Here is a 17,043-nt window from a genome sequence, read left to right as displayed (position 1 = left end):
GCTCTCCAAGTACTGAATAAGCATCCAATACATGAGCGAGACCAGACAGTTAGGGCGGAAAATAATCTTGGCGTAGAGAACAGTTCCTTTCCCGGATACCTAAATCGGTATCGGAACACCCAAAAATGGCCTGAATCTGATTGCATGGCCCCCTTAGAAAGGGGCAGAGAAACACGTGGAAAGCTACCGTGTTGTATTTTGAGAAGTGCGTTCTGCCTGAAGGCAACGCATCGGCAGACAAGTTCGCGAAAACAAAAGGCGCCCGACCGAAGGTTCTGGGCAGCGATCGCAAGTTACGCAAAATGAACGCCCTTAAGGATGGCATTGTTGCAGACCTTGGCCTGAAATTGCAACAAATAATTAAGCAGAAATCCTTAATATTATCAAGCAACTTATGACGAAAAATTAAACAATTTTCGCCATAAATGACACAGAGCAACAATCACAGGAAGTAACTGATGAAGTTGAATCGACACATATATAGTGAGCGCCCTAATCATCGCCTATTAAAATTGGCACTAGCTTCTTTCGGCGCGCTGGCAATTTCCACAACTCTACTTGGCAGCGTAAATGCAGCTGATTTGAAGCGACCGGAAAAGAAAACCATAGAATTATATATGAAAAAATATGAGAGAAATCACACGTTCTTCTACAACGGGAACCCGCGCGCAGCGAAAGTCAATGTTTCCGCAGAGGAGTATTTCAAGGGTGCACCCTATATTTGCACGCCAAGCGGATTTGGAAGAACATCGCACTGTCGTGCGCGCAATACATTTTGATGCAAATATAGGCTCTTGCGGATCGTTCAAGAGACGGAAATAGGGGCTGCTATCTTAGACAGCGGTTGCACGAATTGATGATAGACAATTCGCTTCCGCACTTCGCTATAGCCCCTATTCCAGCGTCCGATTTTCAACCGGGCAGGTGTTTGCTGACATAGTCACCCCGCCGCAGTTTGCGGACCTCATCATCATGCTTGAGCGGATTGTGCCGGAACACATACCATTTTCCGCCCGATGCCCGTTTCTGATAGATGACCCCTGCTTTCTCACGATGCATAAAGCAGGAGACATTCTGTGTGGCAAATTTCCTGCTATGCCAAAGGGCATTCATGCAGAGTTTACCCCTGTTGGACGTATACCAGCGGCCCTTTGCGTAAGACTTTTGGGCACCTGTATGCGACCATGCGATGAAATGATTCCGGTTCTTCGAGAAAAAACCCGCACCATTTTTCCATACCCACGAGCGCCCAACATAGAGCCTACGTACTTCGACGGCGCTCATTGGCATTGCCTTACTGGCCGCGCGGGCGATCACCCGATCGGCCTGTTGTTGTGTTGCTGCACTGGCTGTCCCGAATAACAGCAACGTCGCAAGCGCAGCATTCAAAATGACGAAACGGAACGAAGACATTTTTGTTTCCACTTCAGCTGTTTACTGCGGTGATCAGTTCACGAGGGGGCTGGCAACAACACGCCAATCCGGCCGACCCAAGCCATCCGGCCACGGATAGACTTCACGGTCGTTGAAATATACGACCGCTGTCATGTCCGGGAATTCGGCATGCGGCTTGGCGGCTTCTTCAGCCCAGGCGCGATTGTAAGCGTCATTCCCCTGATAGCCCAGTTCGGCGATGACGATCGGCTTTCCAAAGGCCTTAACGCGGTCGTAGCCCGGCTTGGTCGCTTCCACAAAAGTTGAGTCCCGTCCGATTTTTTTCTGATCGAATGGTTGGTAGCCGAAGACCGAAAGACCGACGACATCAACATATCGATCGCCGGGGTAGTAGGCTTCAAGTCCCTCCTTCCCCATTGGGGACCACATATATTTTGCGGATGGAAGATATTGGCGGCAGACCGTGATGGCATGCCGATAGGCCTTCACATAGCCTTCTGGTTTCCAGTAAGCCCAAGTGAACTGCCCGTTCTTTTCATCCATTTCCTGGGCCCAGCGGATGGTAACTGGGCTCTGGAGCTTAGCTGCCGCCGAACACACCGCTGCCATGTTGGCATCGTAGCGACCGGCTAGAATCCCGCTCAAAAGATCCTCGGGCGCAACGCGCCAGTCGCGCGCCCAGGACCAGGGCTCAATCGTAATCAGCAATGCGCGCCCGCGGGTGCGCGCATAAGCATCCGCCGTGCTGAGAGTTGCGAGATCGACATCTTCCCAGGCTAGGAAGAGATGCTCGATCTTGGGATTATGGTCGTTGGCAAAATCCCCATTCGGATCATAGGCACCCGAAGCAAGCGATTGCGGGGTGATGATCGGCCTCTTATCATGGAACAGGCTTTGGTTCTCGGCCTTTGCCTCCAGAACATCACTGGCAGTGTAAGCTGCTCCGCAAATAGCGGCAGTGCAAAGCATAGCTGCCGTCAGTTTGGATATGGTTTTCATTGGAGTGTCTCCTTCTTCTGCTCGGTTTTGCCCGCGCTCAAGGTGGCTTTCACGACATCTAGTCGCTGCGAAACCAGGTCATCAGCGACCAGCTTCTCCGCCTCATCGGCTTTTTGGGCGACGGCATGACGAAATACGAACCAGGACCCATCCGGCTCATGCCTTTGGTAGATGGTTCCATTGCTAATTTGATGGACAAAGCAGGTTTTTGCCGGGAACTTGCCGTTTGTCGCATGCCAAGCCGCCACGAAACATAGGCGACCCGTATCGGTTACTGTCCAACGGCCCTCGGCCCAGGACTGACCTCCTGCTCCATCGATCCAGGCGAAAAACCGGCGATCTGCATCCTGCATTCGTCCCGCGCCATCGGACCACTGCCAAGTCTTGTCACGATAAAGCACATAGAGTTCACCCGCCGTCATGGGCCGGGCGCTTGTAGGCAGCTTGACATCGACCTTGGCGGCGGCGGCATTGCTCGACGCGGCAAGCCCGAACGCAGTGGCGAAGGCCAGCGCTGTCGCACAAGCAAGGTGGGTGGTTTTGTTGTTCGATGGCGTCATTTTTGTTCCTCCCGCACAGCAACCGAGGCAGCTTTTGCCGTTGTTATGTTGACCGCCCGTAGGGTACTGTTCCTCCGCCTCGCGGTGTTTTGAATATCGCTCTCTGTCCTGGCCGACCGGCCGATGGATGAAACGCGAAACCCAAGCTGTTCGGCCGCATCGGCATTCAAAGCGTTTCTAAGATCTATGAGAATTGGCTGACGCATGTTCTGCTTGAGTTGAGCCAGATCGATCTTCTTGATGGTTTCCCATTCCGTGATGACGACAACGGCGGCGGCGCCTCTCGCGCATTCATAGGGGTCGTCACAGAATTCGACGTCGTTGAGGATTTTCGCAGCATTCTCCATGCCGACAGGGTCATAGGCGCGGATGCGGCCGCCGAAACGTTGCAACGCTTCTATGAGTGGCACAGAGGGCGCATCGCGCATGTCGTCGGTATCGGGTTTGAACGTGAGGCCGAAGATGGCGATGGTCAGGCCGTCTATGTCGTTGCCAAGTGCTTCCATCACTTTCAGCGCCATGCGTCGCTTACGTGCCTCATTGGCGCTGACGGTCTCCTCCACAATGCGAAGAGCTACCCCATGATCCTGCGCTGTCCGCAGAAGCGCCAGCGTATCCTTTGGAAAACAGGAGCCGCCATAGCCAGGCCCGGCGGTGAGAAAGCTTGTCCCAATACGCTTGTCGAGCCCAATGCCGAGCGCCAGCTCGTTTACGTCGCTACCCACCTGTTCGCAAAGATCGGCCAGTTCATTGATGAAGGTGATCTTGGTCGCCAGAAATGCGTTCGCGGCATATTTGATCAGTTCCGAGGTGCGCCGCATGGTGATGAGAACCGGCGTGTTCTGCGACGCGATCGGACCGTCATAGAGTTCGATAAGACGCTTGGACGCACGCTCGTCCTCGACGCCGATCACAACGCGGTCCGGCGCAAGGAAGTCGCTGACCGCGACGCCTTCGCGTAAGAATTCCGGATTGGAGGCAACAGAGAACGTGCCGGCTTTGCGGACAGAACCGATGATCTTCTGCACCACGTCCCCCGTGCCGACGGGCACGGTCGATTTGACCACCACAACCGTGTTGTCCGCGATCAACGGCGCAAGTTCGCGCGCTGCCATATAGACGAAGGAAAGGTCCGCATCTCCATGATCGGCGCGTGGCGGCGTGCCGACGGCTATGAAGACGACCGCGGCTCCGTCTACCGCCTCGGCCAGGTTGCAGGTGAAGTCAAGCCGTCCCGAGGCGTAGTTGCGCTCGACCAATTCGTCGAGTTCGGGCTCGTAGATCGGCATTCTGCCCTGCTGGAGGTCTGCAATCTTCCGCGCATTTTTATCCACACAGACAACAGTGTTGCCCCATTCGGCAAAGCATGTGCCGCTAACCAAGCCTACATATCCGGTTCCGATAACAGCTATTTTCATTTGCGTTCGCGCCAATGGCGCCCTTTCCTGTTATCAATTTGTGTTAGCGCCACTCGTGCGCCAACGGGGATTGAACACGATCCTGTGCAGGTCATGTCCGCCTATTCCGGCGCCTGCGACCGAAAAACGGTATTCGAACAGCGTGTAGCCGCTCGTGTCCCAGGTCAGCGACTCGATCCCGCTACGGCCGCGCTCGATGGTGGCAACACATGGCAAAACGATCAGGGTGAGCAGGCTTCCGGCGAGCGCCGGACGATAAAAGCGGCTGGCCATGCACACGATGTTTTCGCGAGCATGCTGCAGAACGATAACCAAGACGAGCAGCGTATAGATGGCTGCGTTCACCGTGGCGAAAATGTAGAAGCCGCCGGTGTCTCTGGCATTGGCGACGAACAGTACCGGCAGAACTGAGATCAGCGACAGCAAGATATAAGGCGCGAGAACCCTGGAAGGGAGTGGATCGACATCAGACGTGCCCTTCGGCGTGACCCGAAAATCCACGAAAGATCCCATTGCCCAGTCGCGCATCGCCGCCAGAGTTCCCGCAAGTGCCCACGGCCAGCGGGCGAACAGAAACAATGTCATTTCCCAACTGAGAATCTTGGCATCGATCGGCCGGAAGGTGCCGGTTTTGCGCCACCGATAGGCAAGCAGGATCAGCAACACCGACTGTGGCACGAAATGAAGCAGAAAGTCAGGATAGGACACATCAACGAAAATCCTTCCGCTTATAAGCGCGGCCACGGGCAGAAAAAACATCAACGCCATGAAGAGCGAGAAGAGACAGTACCAAAGCTGCGAGAACAGGAACTGCATCTTCAGCCGCAATGGCAGATGTCCGACCAGCTTCGGCGAATATTGCAGCAGAATCATCATCAGGCTGCGCGACCATTGGAACTCTTGCGTAATGAGATCTGTGAAGGTGCGCGGACCATCGCCATGAGCGATGGCGTCGAGTGCATGAACACCGCGCCAACCGTGCGCGTTCATCATCAACGTGGTCGAGTGATCCTCGGCAAGTTCAGGACCAAGCCCACCTATATCCTTGAGGGCTGCGGTTCGAACGGCGTAGTGCGAGCCGATGCAAAGCGGTGCCAGCCCGCCATTGAAGCCTGCCTGCAGCGATCCATGCATGCTGGCTTCGGCATAGAGACGACCACGCGCTGACCAACTTTCATGGGCGTTATGGTCACATATGCTGGGCGCGGAGACATAGCCAACCGCCGGGTCGGCGAAGGGACGCAGCATCTGATAAAGATAGTCAGGTTCCGGCACATGATCGGCATCAAGCTGAGCGACGAAATCATAGCGCGCATAGCCATAGTGATCATAAAAGAAGGCGAGATTGCCTTCCTTGCAACGAGTACGGCGCGGCCATGTCTGGCGGTGATAATCCTCACGACCCTTACGAGTGGAAACATGAACGCCTTGTTTGTGGCACCAGTCCAGTGTCGCGGGCGAAGGATCTTCATCGGCAAGCCAGGTGTCGTGCGGCACTTTTTGCGCCAACATGGCGGACAATGTCTTAGCCACGATTTCGAAAGGCTCCGATGGTGCCTTCGTCACCACCATTGCCACGCGGCCCCCGGCAGGCAAACGCAGCCGTCCGCCTGGTTTCCGCGCGCGGTAAAAGACGACAATAAAATAGACCGGAATGATTGTGACCCAGGCCAGCACCGAGGTCACCAAAATGGATCCGACAAGATAAACATGGTGCGCGGGGACAAACCACCAGCGCCAGAAGTAGACAACCGCGGCAAGCCATAAAGCGGTGCCGGCAAGATATTCAGCGCGCCGATAACCGGCCAGGACTGGCACCATCAGCGGTTCGTCTCGTATTGCTTGAGCTTGTATCTCGCGCACACTCATTCGTGCACCTCCAATCCGAAGAAAGGAGCGGCAGTTCGGATGATCGTTTCAATGTTTGAATAAAGAGGCTGAAAGCCGAGTTTCTCGGCTGCAAGACCCGAAGCTGCATAGAGCGCAGGTGGATCGCCTGCCCGACGGGCACGCATTTCGACCGGCACCGGGCATCGGGAAATTCGCCTGATCGCGGTCAGAATCTCCTTAATGGATGTTCCGTGGCCAGTACCCAGGTTAACGGCGAGATTGGCGCCACCTCTCATCAGATATTCAACGGCTAGTATGTGAGCGCGCGCAAGATCCATGACATGGATGTAGTCGCGGATGCATGTGCCGTCCGGCGTGTCGTAGTCGTCGCCGTAGACTTGAAGAAAGTCGATAGAGCCGCTTGCGGCAAGCAGTGCACGAGGGATCAGATGTGTCTCAGGATCATGCCACTCGCCGAGTTCTTGCTCCGGATCGGCGCCTGACGCGTTGAAATAGCGGAGTGCTGCATAATGCAGCCCGTAGGCCGCCGAATAGTCAGCAAGCATATGTTCCGCAATCAGCTTTGTTCTGCCGTAAGGATTTATCGGCTGCGGGATCTGGTGCTCGCGGATCGGTAGATGATCCGGAATGCCGTAGATCGCGCAGCTCGATGAGAAGATTAGCTTGTCCGTACCCGAGCGGCGACATGCTTCCAGTAACGAATGAGTGCCGTTCACATTGTTGGCGTAGTATTTCGCTGGATCTTCAACGGACTCACCCACATAGGCCGAGGCCGCGAAATGTATCACCGCATCAGGGCTGTATTTTGTGAGAACCTCGACGAGACGTTGCGTGTCGAGAATATCCCCCTTTTCAAGAGGACCCCAGCGTACCGACTCTTCATGGCCTGTCGAGAGATTGTCATAAACAATCGGCTCATAGCCTTGCTTGCGCAAAAGCTTGGCGGTGTGGCTGCCGATGAAGCCGGCACCACCTACGACGAGTATGTTTCGCATGGACATCACGCCACCTCGACAAGCTCGCCATTGGGGCGAACGAGTTGACGTTCGAAATAGGAAACCGTCGACTTCAGACCGTCCGCCAATGCGACAGACGGCTCCCACTTCAATTCCCGTTTTGCGACCGTAATATCGGGTCGGCGCTGGCGAGGATCATCGACCGGCAGTGGCTGATAGACAATTTTCGATGGTGATCCCGTCATCGCGACGACCTGTTCCGCGAGATTGCGGATACTAAACTCGGTCGGATTGCCAAGGTTGACCGGCGTGTGAATTGCCGGCTGGCTGCGCATCAGCCGAGTGAAACCCTCGATCAGATCATCGACATAACAGAAGGAGCGCGTCTGCGAACCATCGCCGTAGATGGTGATATCCTGCCCCTTGAGCGCTTGGACGATGAAATTGGAAACGACGCGGCCATCGTCAGGACGCATGCGCGGCCCGTAAGTATTGAAGATGCGCGCAATTCTGATATCGACGCCATATTTCTTATGGAAATCGTAGAAAAGCGTCTCTGCAGAACGCTTGCCTTCATCATAGCAGGAGCGCGGACCGAAGGAATTAACATGGCCCCAATAGCCTTCAGGCTGCGGATGGACCTGGGGATCTCCATAGATTTCCGAAGTGGAAGCCTGGAATATCCTTGCCTGATGATGGGCGGCCAGCTCTAGAAGGTTTAACGATCCGAATACGCATGTTTTCAAGGTATGGATCGGGTCTGCCTGATAATGCTGCGGTGAAGCCGGGCAAGCTAGATTGTAAATCTCGTCAACGGGCAGATCGATCGACCCGATAATATCATGGCGGATAAAACTGAAAGTATCGAAGCGCAGCAGATGCCGCATATTCTCCATCCGCCCCGTCGAGAAATCGTCCACACAGATCACTTCGTGACCTTCAAGTAACAGACGCTCACAAAGATGCGATCCGAGAAATCCTGCGCCTCCGGCAACAAGAATTACGCGTCTTGCGGTATGCATCAGAGATAGATGTGAAGATCTGAAGGTCATGCTCATAAAACTCTCCCCACTATTTTGTTTTACGCTCAACATATTCAGGCAAAAAGAACTTTTAACTTCTTGCCTTCTAGCGTCAGCGATAGTTAATCAATTTTTGCATCGCTAATTATAACTTAAATATATTTCTTCTAACTGTCGTTATCCGGGAATTCAAAAACTTTACATTTCGTCCATATTATTTTTCTCAAATTGGCATAGTTAAAACAAACAAATACAGGAGACAGTCGAATATTATCCGTGTGATTTATGTAGTTCTCGGGAAAAACTTTGTAGTTAATCTCCCCTTGAGCGGATACCGCGCTGAAAATTGATCTCCTTTGTTGGCCGGGTGCGTTGAGAACTAGGAGCCCGGCTACTGTTATTCTGATGGCATTGACGGCGCGGGAGTCCTGGCGGATCAAAATCGGCGCAGCGGCAATCGACAACGAATGTTGCCAATTGTGCTCGGACGCTTTGTGAGGAGGAAATTAACCCACCGATCAAGCCGCTGAACGCATGCGTGGGCGCGGCTTGAACTGCAACATGTCGATGCCAGAGTCCGCCCGATGTCGACTAACCCGGGTTAGCGGCTATGGCCGAGCATTCTCAGCCACTTGTCGAAGGAGTGATCATCTTCGATCTCAGACGTCGGTGCAGCTACATGCCCAAGATAAGGCGGAACAGTCAGGTTCCGTGCCTCACGAGGACTATAGCCAAATTCTTTGCTGAAGGCCCGGCTGAAGTGGGCGGCAGACGAAAACCCAACGGCAAAGGCAATATCGCCGATTTGCTGCCGATTGGTGATATCGCTGAGGGCCGCATGAGCAGACAGAAGACGGCGCCGCTGAATGTAGTGATGAATTCCGCCATCCGGCTCGAGCAGTTGGTAGAGGCGGGTGCGCGAAACGCCGAGTTCCCGACATAGCCACTCCGTCGTGAGATCGGGCGACATCAAATTGCGCTGCACGAGACGCCGCATGCGTTCCATCAAAGCCCAGTTGCTGTGCTGCTCCGAGACAGTCGCATCAACGGCCGACGACGAAACACAGGTCAAAATCATATCGCGCGTCGTCTGTACCACATGGGGAAGATCCTTTGCGGCAAAGCGTGAAAGGTTTTCCTCGAGACTGTCCAGATATTCTATCAGCAATTTGGTGTAGGTGCCGGACAATGCGGTGTTGTTCTTGATCTCCGTGGAGCCGGGAATGTCAAAAAATAGTTCGCGAGGCAAATAAAGCGACAGGCTCCGCGACTGGGTTGATCGACCCCGAAAAGGGTGCCCCAGGGATCGCAACTCTACATTTCCCGGCTCACCCTCCGAGACATGCCCATCGACTTCAGTCCACATATGGCCGTTGCGCAATATCGAGACATGCCAATGGTCGATGAGATCCGATCTCACCTTCGCCTGCGAGCGCATGTAGCTGTGGGGAGGTGCATTTTGTTGGACGACCAGCATTCCTCCGAGATTCCACGACGCGTGATCGGCAACGAACTCCGTATCCTGGGAGGAAACATCCGGACGCTGAATGTCCATCAGGGGGGCCACATAGGCCTGCCAAGCAGCAAATTGATCTATCGGCGCCAGATCTCGCGTGGAAAACAGCAATGGCTTCAGTGCCGACGAAGCCGGTTGCCCTTCTTCAGTTGCTGCTGCCTGCCGTGGGAAACGACGGCGCTCACCATGCGGCGGTGCAGTTTCCTCGCTTCGCATGCCATCTTTGGCTTTGATAGCGTTGGCTGCAGCTCGTTCTTCGCGCCGAAAGTCCGACAATGTGGCCTCTCCAGAGCCCGGCCCTCAAATACGCTCGCCGCGTTAGCGGCATTTCGACTCCGGCTAACAGCGGGCTACAGTTCAAGTATCTCCCTGCTGCCGGTTAATGTCCAGGCAATTTCCTCCCGAGATTGTGGCATCTTCCAGCACATCCAGGATCTTGCTGCATTTCAATGTCAGAACACACTGACACGTTGAACGAGATATGCCGCCCAGATAGGCTTTGGTGTGCGGGGCGGACCGACCTCGCAGAGACCAAGGAAGACAAGCTTGGCAAGCCTCATGTGGTCCCGCCGAAATCCAGCGACGTCCGCAAATGCCAGCCCCTCTTGAACAAAATGCTTGCCTTTCCTGGCAGAGGCCTAGGCAGCAACAGGTTGCCGCCCTCCCACCTTCATAGACTATAGACTTTATAGATTGGAGCGCCGTTCCGACCGGGTCTGAAAAGTCGCAGTGGACCGTTGAGGGATATTTCGATGATGATGCTCAGTCCGTCTTCCGGAGCAACGAACCTTTGGCAGTATATGTGGCCGCATTTATTGGCTATTTTCTAATCAAACATCCTGTAATATATTGATTGAGAATGAGGCGCCGCTCATGTGTAAAGTAATAAACGCGCAATGGCGCGTTCGCTGTGATTGCAACAAGACGCGTAGGCTCTGATACGACATAGGCTGCTGAGGTTGGGAGGAGACTAGCCCCATGCCCGAAAACCGTGCGAATTGGCCGCTGCTGGTTCCACAAAAGTCTGAATTTGACGATCGTCCTGAGGCGCTGTTCTCGCTCTGGGGCCTGGATTTCAAGCTTATTGACTGCTCGGAGGAGCTCAAGGACCGGACAGGCACTGCTTCCCTGACGGCCATGACGTTGTGGGAGATCTATCCCTCTTTGGCAAATCCCGCGTTCGCGGACTTGGTTCAGTTCGTGGTCGATACCGGGCATTCGCGACGTGTACGGCTCAACCCCTCGATGTCCGCAGGCCAAGATTTGCTGCTATTCCATACTCGAGACGGTCTTGCTGTTATCGAAATCGACAGCAGCGGCACCAACAGAGCGACATTACCCGAAGACCAGGAGCGGGCACGGCTCCTCCATCAGGCCACGCATGACGTTCTAACTGGGTTGCCCAATCGCCGCCAATTTAGCCAGGAGCTGGACAGGCTTCTGCCGACCGGTGACGAAGCAGGTCTCGCGCTGATGCAGATCGATCTGGACGACTTCAAACCCGTCAACGATACCATGGGGCATGGTGCCGGTGACATCGTGCTTCGGCTTGCTGCCGAAAGGATAAGCCGAACCCTTGCTCACGATGAAGTGGCATACCGTCTCGCCGGCGATGAGTTCGCCATCATCCAGGTCGCCGCGCAGCAGCCAATGGAGGCCGAAAGACTGGCAGAGGCATTGGTTGCCGAATTCAAGAAGCCGTTCGTCGTTGACGGCATCTCGCTGTTCGTCGGCGCAAGCATCGGGGTAGCAATTGCACCTCGTGACGGTAATGAGGGGGAGCAGTTGATGAAAGCTGCCGACGTCGCCCTCTATGCCGCCAAGAAGGATGGGCGCCGACGGGCACGAACGTTCGATCCAGGCATGCTTGTGGTGTTGGAGCAAAGGGAACTGTTGCGACGCAGTTTACGTGTGGCACTCCAGCGCGATGAATTCTTCCTCGAGTATCAGCCATTGGTGGAGCCGCCGTTTACGGTCGTCGGCTTTGAGGCACTATTGCGCTGGCGACATCCCAGTTTGGGGATCATTCCGCCAATAGCCTTTATCCCGATGGCAGAGGCCGATGGTTTGATGAGCGAGATCGGCGAATGGATACTTGAGCAAGCGTGCCGCGAAGCGCTTACATGGCCGGTGCACTACACCGTAGCCGTCAATCTGTCGCCAGCCGAATTTCTGACGCCGGGCTTTACCGACCGCGTCGCGCAAACGCTCGATGTTGTCGGGTTCCCCTCCGAACGTCTGGAACTTGAGATCACCGAAAGCGTCTTGCTGGAACGCACCATCAACAATCTCGATACGCTGAACACGCTCAACGTGCTCGGCATCCAGATTTCACTCGATGATTTTGGGACCGAGTATTCGTCCTTGAGCTACCTCAAGAATTTTCCGTTCGATAACATCAAGATCGACAAGTATTTTATAAAGGATCTCCTGAGGGATGGCAAAAGCCAAACCATTGTCCGCTCCGTCATTGCCTTGGCGCACGGCCTGGATATGCGCGTCACGGCCGAGGGCGTGGAGACAGCGCAACAAGCTACGTGGCTCCAGAGCGAGGGCTGCGACCGTTTGCAAGGCTATTTTCTCAGCCCACCGATGGGCGCTGACCGATTGGCCGACTTCATAGCGCAAAGGAGCCGCACACACCCAACTGTTTCCTTCGACGGGGTTCGCGCTGGACCCTGACCGTTTGCAAGGCCATTTCCTCAAGGAGATCTCGATTGAACATAAAAGAGACGCCAACGGATATTGGGTTCGAGCCACTCCTCGATCTGAAAATGAATATGGCCGCCTTTACCGCGGACTGGTTGCATTGCGATCAATGCTCCAATTATGTCGCCCGAATGGTCAGCCATGACCGCCGCGATCCCATCCGACACGCAAATCTGCTTTCATCGGCTCTCAACGAGCTTTTGGAAATGTCGTTTCATTCGAATGAGTACGATGGCGAATTCGTTTACCGGTTCTATCGCTACCGCGAAACGGAGCGCATAGAGCTGACCTTTCCGTGTTCGCCCCAGAAGCGCCGATTCTACCATGAAATCGTTCAGGAACTACAAGGCGAGCAGGCGCTTGCAAGCTATCTCGATGTCATTGCCAATGATGCAGCGCCCGCCGATCGAGCGATCTTGTTCGGCCTGGCGGTTAATTACGATGCAGACATAAAAGCCAGGGATCTGGGCACTAGCGCCCTGACCTTTATTGTCGATCTGCCGCTCGAGAGGCTACTTAATTGAGCCAGGATATTTCCGCCGGCTTCACGGCACGGTTCGACATCAACAATCAGGAGTTCTCTTTCGCGGGGGTGCTCAGACCACACTCTGTGGCCGAGCTTGCCGACGACCTCGCGTTGCTGAGAAACGGAATCGAGACCGTCAAGGGCGTTTTCTACATCAATCTCAAGCGTGTGACCCATATGAACAATACGGCTTTTCGCGCTTTAACGCACGTATTGGTCGATGCCTCCCGCTCGCGGCCGGAGCTTAAGCTTGTGGTGATCGCCTCAAGCGTCGTTGCATGGGCATCGCGGTTGTTTCACCACTTAAGCGACCTTTCACCGAATATTGCAGTCGAGATCTACGACTCGGCTTTTTATCCCGGTCAGACATTCGTTGAGAACCAGAGCTTCATCCCGATCCTCAGGACGCAAACCAAGATGACCTGGCGACATGAGCGAGAGATCCTACCGCGTCACGGGCTTCGTGAAGGCATGATCATTGCCGACATTTGCTGCGGCATAGGCGATTTCGCGATGCTGTTAAGAAAGGAATTCCGGCCATCGAGAATCGTTGCCCTCGACCATTCCATGTTAAGTCTCGACTACGCACGCACGGTGGCAGAAGATTTCGATGTGCAAGACATCGAATACACCTATGGCGACGCATCGCAGATGCTGTTCGAAAGCAATCAATTCGATTTTGTGACATGCCGTCACTCGCTGCAAATCTTCGACCGTCCGGATGTGTTGCTACGAGAGCTCTATCGGATATGCAAACCGGGCGGCAGGGTCTACATTACCAACGAGAAGAATTCTCATTGTCTCGGCGAACCACGAGCTGACACCATCCAGTGGACATACAACGAGGTCGCGAAGCTCTTCGAATATTTCGACATGGACGTCGAAATGGGCCCAAAGGGCCGTCGCATGTTGCTGGATGCCGGCTTCACGGCCGTCAAATTGGAAAGTTTCATGGTGACCAATCTCGATGGCGACCCTCAGGAATTTGCTGACATCATTGCGGCGTGGCAAAACGTCTACGCCGACGAAATGGCGGTCAAACGGGGCGATTCACCCGCGTTCATCAAGCGTTTCAAACAGGGCTTCGCAGATCATATTTTCGCCGCTCTTCATCCAAGAGGTTATGCCGGCTGGCCCATTTGGGCAGCATCAGGGCAGAAGCCGCTATGATGTGGTCGCCCATCACAGAACAAAGGCTCGGCCTGCGCTCGTTTCGAGCCAAGTTTCTGATCGTGGTCGGGGGAGCAGTCCTCTTCGACCTGCTTGTCAGCGGGGGGCTGGCGCTTTGGAACGTTCAGCGTCTTTCTCGCAATGCCACCGCTGAGGTCGGCGAAGGCCTCGAAAAAGCGAGCCAAGACTACATTCGCTCCTACACGAACTCTACCGCCTCCCAGGTCGCTCTGTTGCTCGATCAAGTCCACTCCGACGTTAAGGCACTGACAGGTGTGCTTCAGGGGCAGATCGATCAACCGACCCGGAACAATGACATAGGTGCGGCTATGGCGAAGGCCTCCCCGGGCGCCGTGACCGTAACGTACGACACGACCGGCCAATGGGCGCAAAATCTTCCCGGATCCCCTTCAGTCGTCAGCGTGTGGGGCTATTTGCTGGACAAGGACCACCATCCCTTGCCGCAAGTCCAGGCGGATATCGATACGAGCGCTGTGCTTGATCTTGTTGCCCCGTCTCTCCTCAATAACGGCGCATCGAAGCTGCAGATGTACTATATCGGCCCGAAAGAGCGCCCGCTTTTCAGGACTGCGCCATACACGGCGCAAGCGCAAACATTCGATCGGCTCTATCCCGGCCACAACAGTGCGGACTTCTGGAATTTCTTCTTTCCCGGCCTCTACGAATCCTGGCAGCAATGGGCCTTGAATCCCACGTCCCGACCGGTTGCCGACGATATCACGCAGACCGCTCCCTATACCGACGCGATCACAGGAAAACAGATCGTCAGTTTCTTCCATCCACTTTGGACAGCCGATCGACATAACGTGGCAGGCGCGGCGGGGGCTGATATTACCCTCAATCAGCTCGCCGAGATCGTTGAGAACGTGAAAGTCGCCCAAAGCGGCTTCGGTTTTTTGACCATGTCGAATGGAAACGTTGTTGCCATCAATCCCGTTGGTGAAAAGATCATCGGCCTTCGCTCAGCGAGTGATTTAGCCAACAAGGGCGTGACCGGTCTTGACCGCTCTCTGCGTAACAGCACGCAAAAGGCCATTTCGACCTTGCCGCTCGACGCCGATGGCGCCATCCAACACATTTCGCTTAACGAGCAAGGTGAAGATGTTCCCTACCTTGTTGTGGTGAAACAGTTGCGTCCGACCAATCTCTGGGTCAATGGCCCTGTCCAGCGCGAGGTCATGTCACTCGGCATCGTCGTGCCGGAGCGCGAGATCTATGCATCGCTGATAGCCGCCAAAGACCAGATATCGCGCGCTACCAACCGCATCTTGCTCTATCAGATCCTCGCGGTTCTCGTGTCACTTATGATCGTCACGGCTGCTGTGTTTGCCGCCTCGAAGCGCATCACGAGCGGCATCAGCGCGTTGGCAGATGCCGCAAAACGAATACAGGCAAAGGATTACTCTGTAAGGGTCGATATTCCAACCAAGGATGAAGTCGCTGAAGCGGGCTTCGCATTTAACCGCATGGCGGAAGAGATCAGCTTCCACACTGAAAATCTTGAGAAACTGGTCGTAGAGCGCACTACGGAGATCGAAGCGGCCAAGGAAGAGATCTCCGTCCTCAATGGTCAGCTGAAGAGCGAAAACTCGCGTCTTGGTGCCGAATTGGACGTAGCGCGGCAAATACAGCTCATGGTCCTTCCGCGCGCTAAAGAGCTTATGGCAATCGAGCATTTGGAGATTGCCGCCTATATGCGCCCCGCCGATGAGGTCGGCGGAGACTACTATGATGTTTTGCAGAACGGGAACAATCTGAAGATAGGTATCGGAGATGTGACAGGCCATGGGCTGGAGAGCGGCGTGCTCATGCTCATGGTACAGTCAATCGCCCGTGCCCTGCAGGAGACCGGCGAGATGACCCCTGCGAAATTCCTGACCGACCTTAACCGCGCGATCTTCAAGAACATCGAGCGGACGGAGACCGATAAACATCTGACATTGTCCTTTCTCGATTACGATGGCGAACGCTTAACGGTATCAGGCCAGCATGAGGACATGATCGTCGTTCGCCGGAACGGCGAGCTAGAGCGTATCGATACTGGCGATCTCGGCCTTCCTGTCGGTCTTGAGCCCGACATATCACCATTCATCGAGACCCGGGAAATATCCTTTCAGAAGGGTGATATGATCGTTCTGCACACCGACGGTGTCACCGAGGCAGAAAATCCCAGCGGCGAGTTATTTGGTTTCGAACGGCTTTGCGAAGATGCGCGACGCCTGCACGGCGGAACCTCGGAAGAAGTGCTGAAAGGGATTCTCGATCATCTGATGGGCTATATCAGCACACAAAAAATACACGATGACATTACGCTCGTCGTGATGAAGCACAGGTGAGAGCATGACAACTGTACTTTACGGCAGAGAGCATCTTGTCTCATTCGACACGAGCCACGCGCTACGGCTTCGTCTCCTCGACGGGCCGCTCCATCTTGCCTGGAAGCATTCTGCCATAACATCAGATTTCATTGCGGAGATGATCGCACTCAGCTGTCGACTTTCGATACAGCGATATAAAGTAGTCAGGCATGATATTGGTTATCTGACGAACGAGCTAATCGAGAATGCTATTAAGTTTCGCACGCAAGGCGACATCGTCATCGAGGCACTGGTGGAAACCGACAGCTTTAGAATGCGAGTATCGAACTTTGTCGATGAGGAAACGGCAGTGAGATTTCAACGCTTCCTGTCGGGTGTGACGACAGGAGATCCGGGCGAACTCCTCATTCAGCAGATCGAAGCAAGTGTTGCTGCAAGCGGCAACACGTCTGGTTTGGGATTATTGACCCTCATGAGCGACTACCAAGCGCATCTCGCCTGGCGCTTCGAGGATGACGGTCCGCATAAACGAACGAAACTTGAGACTTACGCTGCGATGGCAATTGCGCTGTCCTAAACCCG

14 protein-coding genes are annotated in these 17,043 nt (G+C 54.6%); 6 read left to right on the top strand and 8 right to left on the bottom strand.

The annotated features are described in order from the left end of the window. Positions 1-458 precede the first annotated feature (458 nt). Entirely contained in the window at positions 459-779 is a 321-nt protein-coding gene (locus RRH01S_RS34165) for a hypothetical protein (RefSeq protein WP_131596064.1), read from the top strand. Between the two features lie 133 nt (positions 780-912). On the opposite strand, the gene RRH01S_RS08885 is transcribed toward RRH01S_RS34165, so the two are convergent. The 8 genes from RRH01S_RS08885 to RRH01S_RS08850 all read right to left on the bottom strand — a co-directional run bounded on the left by RRH01S_RS08885 (position 913) and on the right by RRH01S_RS08850 (position 9,933). Beyond that, positions 913-1,413 carry a DUF995 domain-containing protein gene (locus tag RRH01S_RS08885; protein WP_012649414.1) on the bottom strand — a complete coding sequence of 167 codons (501 nt, stop codon included), beginning with the start codon at positions 1,411-1,413 and terminating at the stop codon, positions 913-915. 33 nt (positions 1,414-1,446) lie between these two features. After that, on the bottom strand, positions 1,447-2,394 hold the full coding sequence (locus RRH01S_RS08880) for a glycoside hydrolase family 26 protein (RefSeq protein WP_012649413.1): 948 nt from the start codon (positions 2,392-2,394) through the stop codon (positions 1,447-1,449). Beyond that, positions 2,391-2,954, bottom strand: coding sequence for a DUF995 domain-containing protein (locus RRH01S_RS08875; RefSeq protein ID WP_012649412.1), 564 nt, complete (start codon positions 2,952-2,954; stop codon positions 2,391-2,393). Before RRH01S_RS08875 ends, RRH01S_RS08880 begins: the two co-directional genes overlap by 4 nt. After that, positions 2,951-4,372, bottom strand: coding sequence for a UDP-glucose dehydrogenase family protein (locus RRH01S_RS08870; RefSeq protein ID WP_037222635.1), 1,422 nt, complete (start codon positions 4,370-4,372; stop codon positions 2,951-2,953). Before RRH01S_RS08870 ends, RRH01S_RS08875 begins: the two co-directional genes overlap by 4 nt. Before the next feature lie 33 nt (positions 4,373-4,405). Further along, on the bottom strand, positions 4,406-6,241 hold the full coding sequence (locus RRH01S_RS08865) for a glycosyltransferase family 2 protein (protein WP_042470973.1): 1,836 nt from the start codon (positions 6,239-6,241) through the stop codon (positions 4,406-4,408). Then, on the bottom strand, positions 6,238-7,224 hold the full coding sequence (galE, locus tag RRH01S_RS08860; protein WP_012649409.1) for a UDP-glucose 4-epimerase GalE: 987 nt from the start codon (positions 7,222-7,224) through the stop codon (positions 6,238-6,240). The genes RRH01S_RS08865 and galE overlap by 4 nt, the downstream gene beginning before the upstream one ends. Next, a complete protein-coding gene (locus RRH01S_RS08855) occupies positions 7,224-8,237 on the bottom strand; it encodes a UDP-glucuronic acid decarboxylase family protein (protein ID WP_007689710.1) in 1,014 nt (337 codons plus the stop codon). Before RRH01S_RS08855 ends, galE begins: the two co-directional genes overlap by 1 nt. Before the next feature lie 565 nt (positions 8,238-8,802). After that, positions 8,803-9,933, bottom strand: a complete 1,131-nt coding sequence (locus RRH01S_RS08850; protein ID WP_012649408.1) for a helix-turn-helix domain-containing protein — start codon at positions 9,931-9,933, stop codon at positions 8,803-8,805. A gap of 762 nt (positions 9,934-10,695) precedes the next feature. Here RRH01S_RS08850 and RRH01S_RS08845 point away from each other — a divergent pair. From RRH01S_RS08845 to RRH01S_RS08825, 5 genes are read left to right on the top strand one after another with little or no spacing between them, the layout of a single operon-like run. Then, on the top strand, positions 10,696-12,399 hold the full coding sequence (locus RRH01S_RS08845; RefSeq protein WP_042470970.1) for a putative bifunctional diguanylate cyclase/phosphodiesterase: 1,704 nt from the start codon (positions 10,696-10,698) through the stop codon (positions 12,397-12,399). A 35-nt stretch (positions 12,400-12,434) separates the two neighbouring features. After that, on the top strand, positions 12,435-12,950 hold the full coding sequence (locus tag RRH01S_RS08840) for a hypothetical protein (RefSeq protein ID WP_012649405.1): 516 nt from the start codon (positions 12,435-12,437) through the stop codon (positions 12,948-12,950). Continuing rightward, positions 12,947-14,122: a class I SAM-dependent methyltransferase gene (locus RRH01S_RS08835; protein WP_007689703.1), complete on the top strand. Its 1,176-nt coding sequence runs from the start codon at positions 12,947-12,949 to the stop codon at positions 14,120-14,122. The genes RRH01S_RS08840 and RRH01S_RS08835 overlap by 4 nt, the downstream gene beginning before the upstream one ends. Next, complete coding sequence (locus tag RRH01S_RS08830) at positions 14,119-16,479, top strand: SpoIIE family protein phosphatase (protein ID WP_034522323.1); 2,361 nt, start codon at positions 14,119-14,121, stop codon at positions 16,477-16,479. Before RRH01S_RS08835 ends, RRH01S_RS08830 begins: the two co-directional genes overlap by 4 nt. Before the next feature lie 4 nt (positions 16,480-16,483). Beyond that, entirely contained in the window at positions 16,484-17,038 is a 555-nt protein-coding gene (locus RRH01S_RS08825) for a slr1658 superfamily regulator (protein ID WP_007689701.1), read from the top strand. Positions 17,039-17,043: the final 5 nt, after the last annotated feature.

Source organism: Rhizobium rhizogenes NBRC 13257 (assembly GCF_000696095.1).
GTDB lineage: Bacteria > Pseudomonadota > Alphaproteobacteria > Rhizobiales > Rhizobiaceae > Rhizobium > Rhizobium rhizogenes.
Note: the sequence above shows the minus strand (reverse complement) of the source record. Positions and strands in the feature narration are given on the sequence as shown.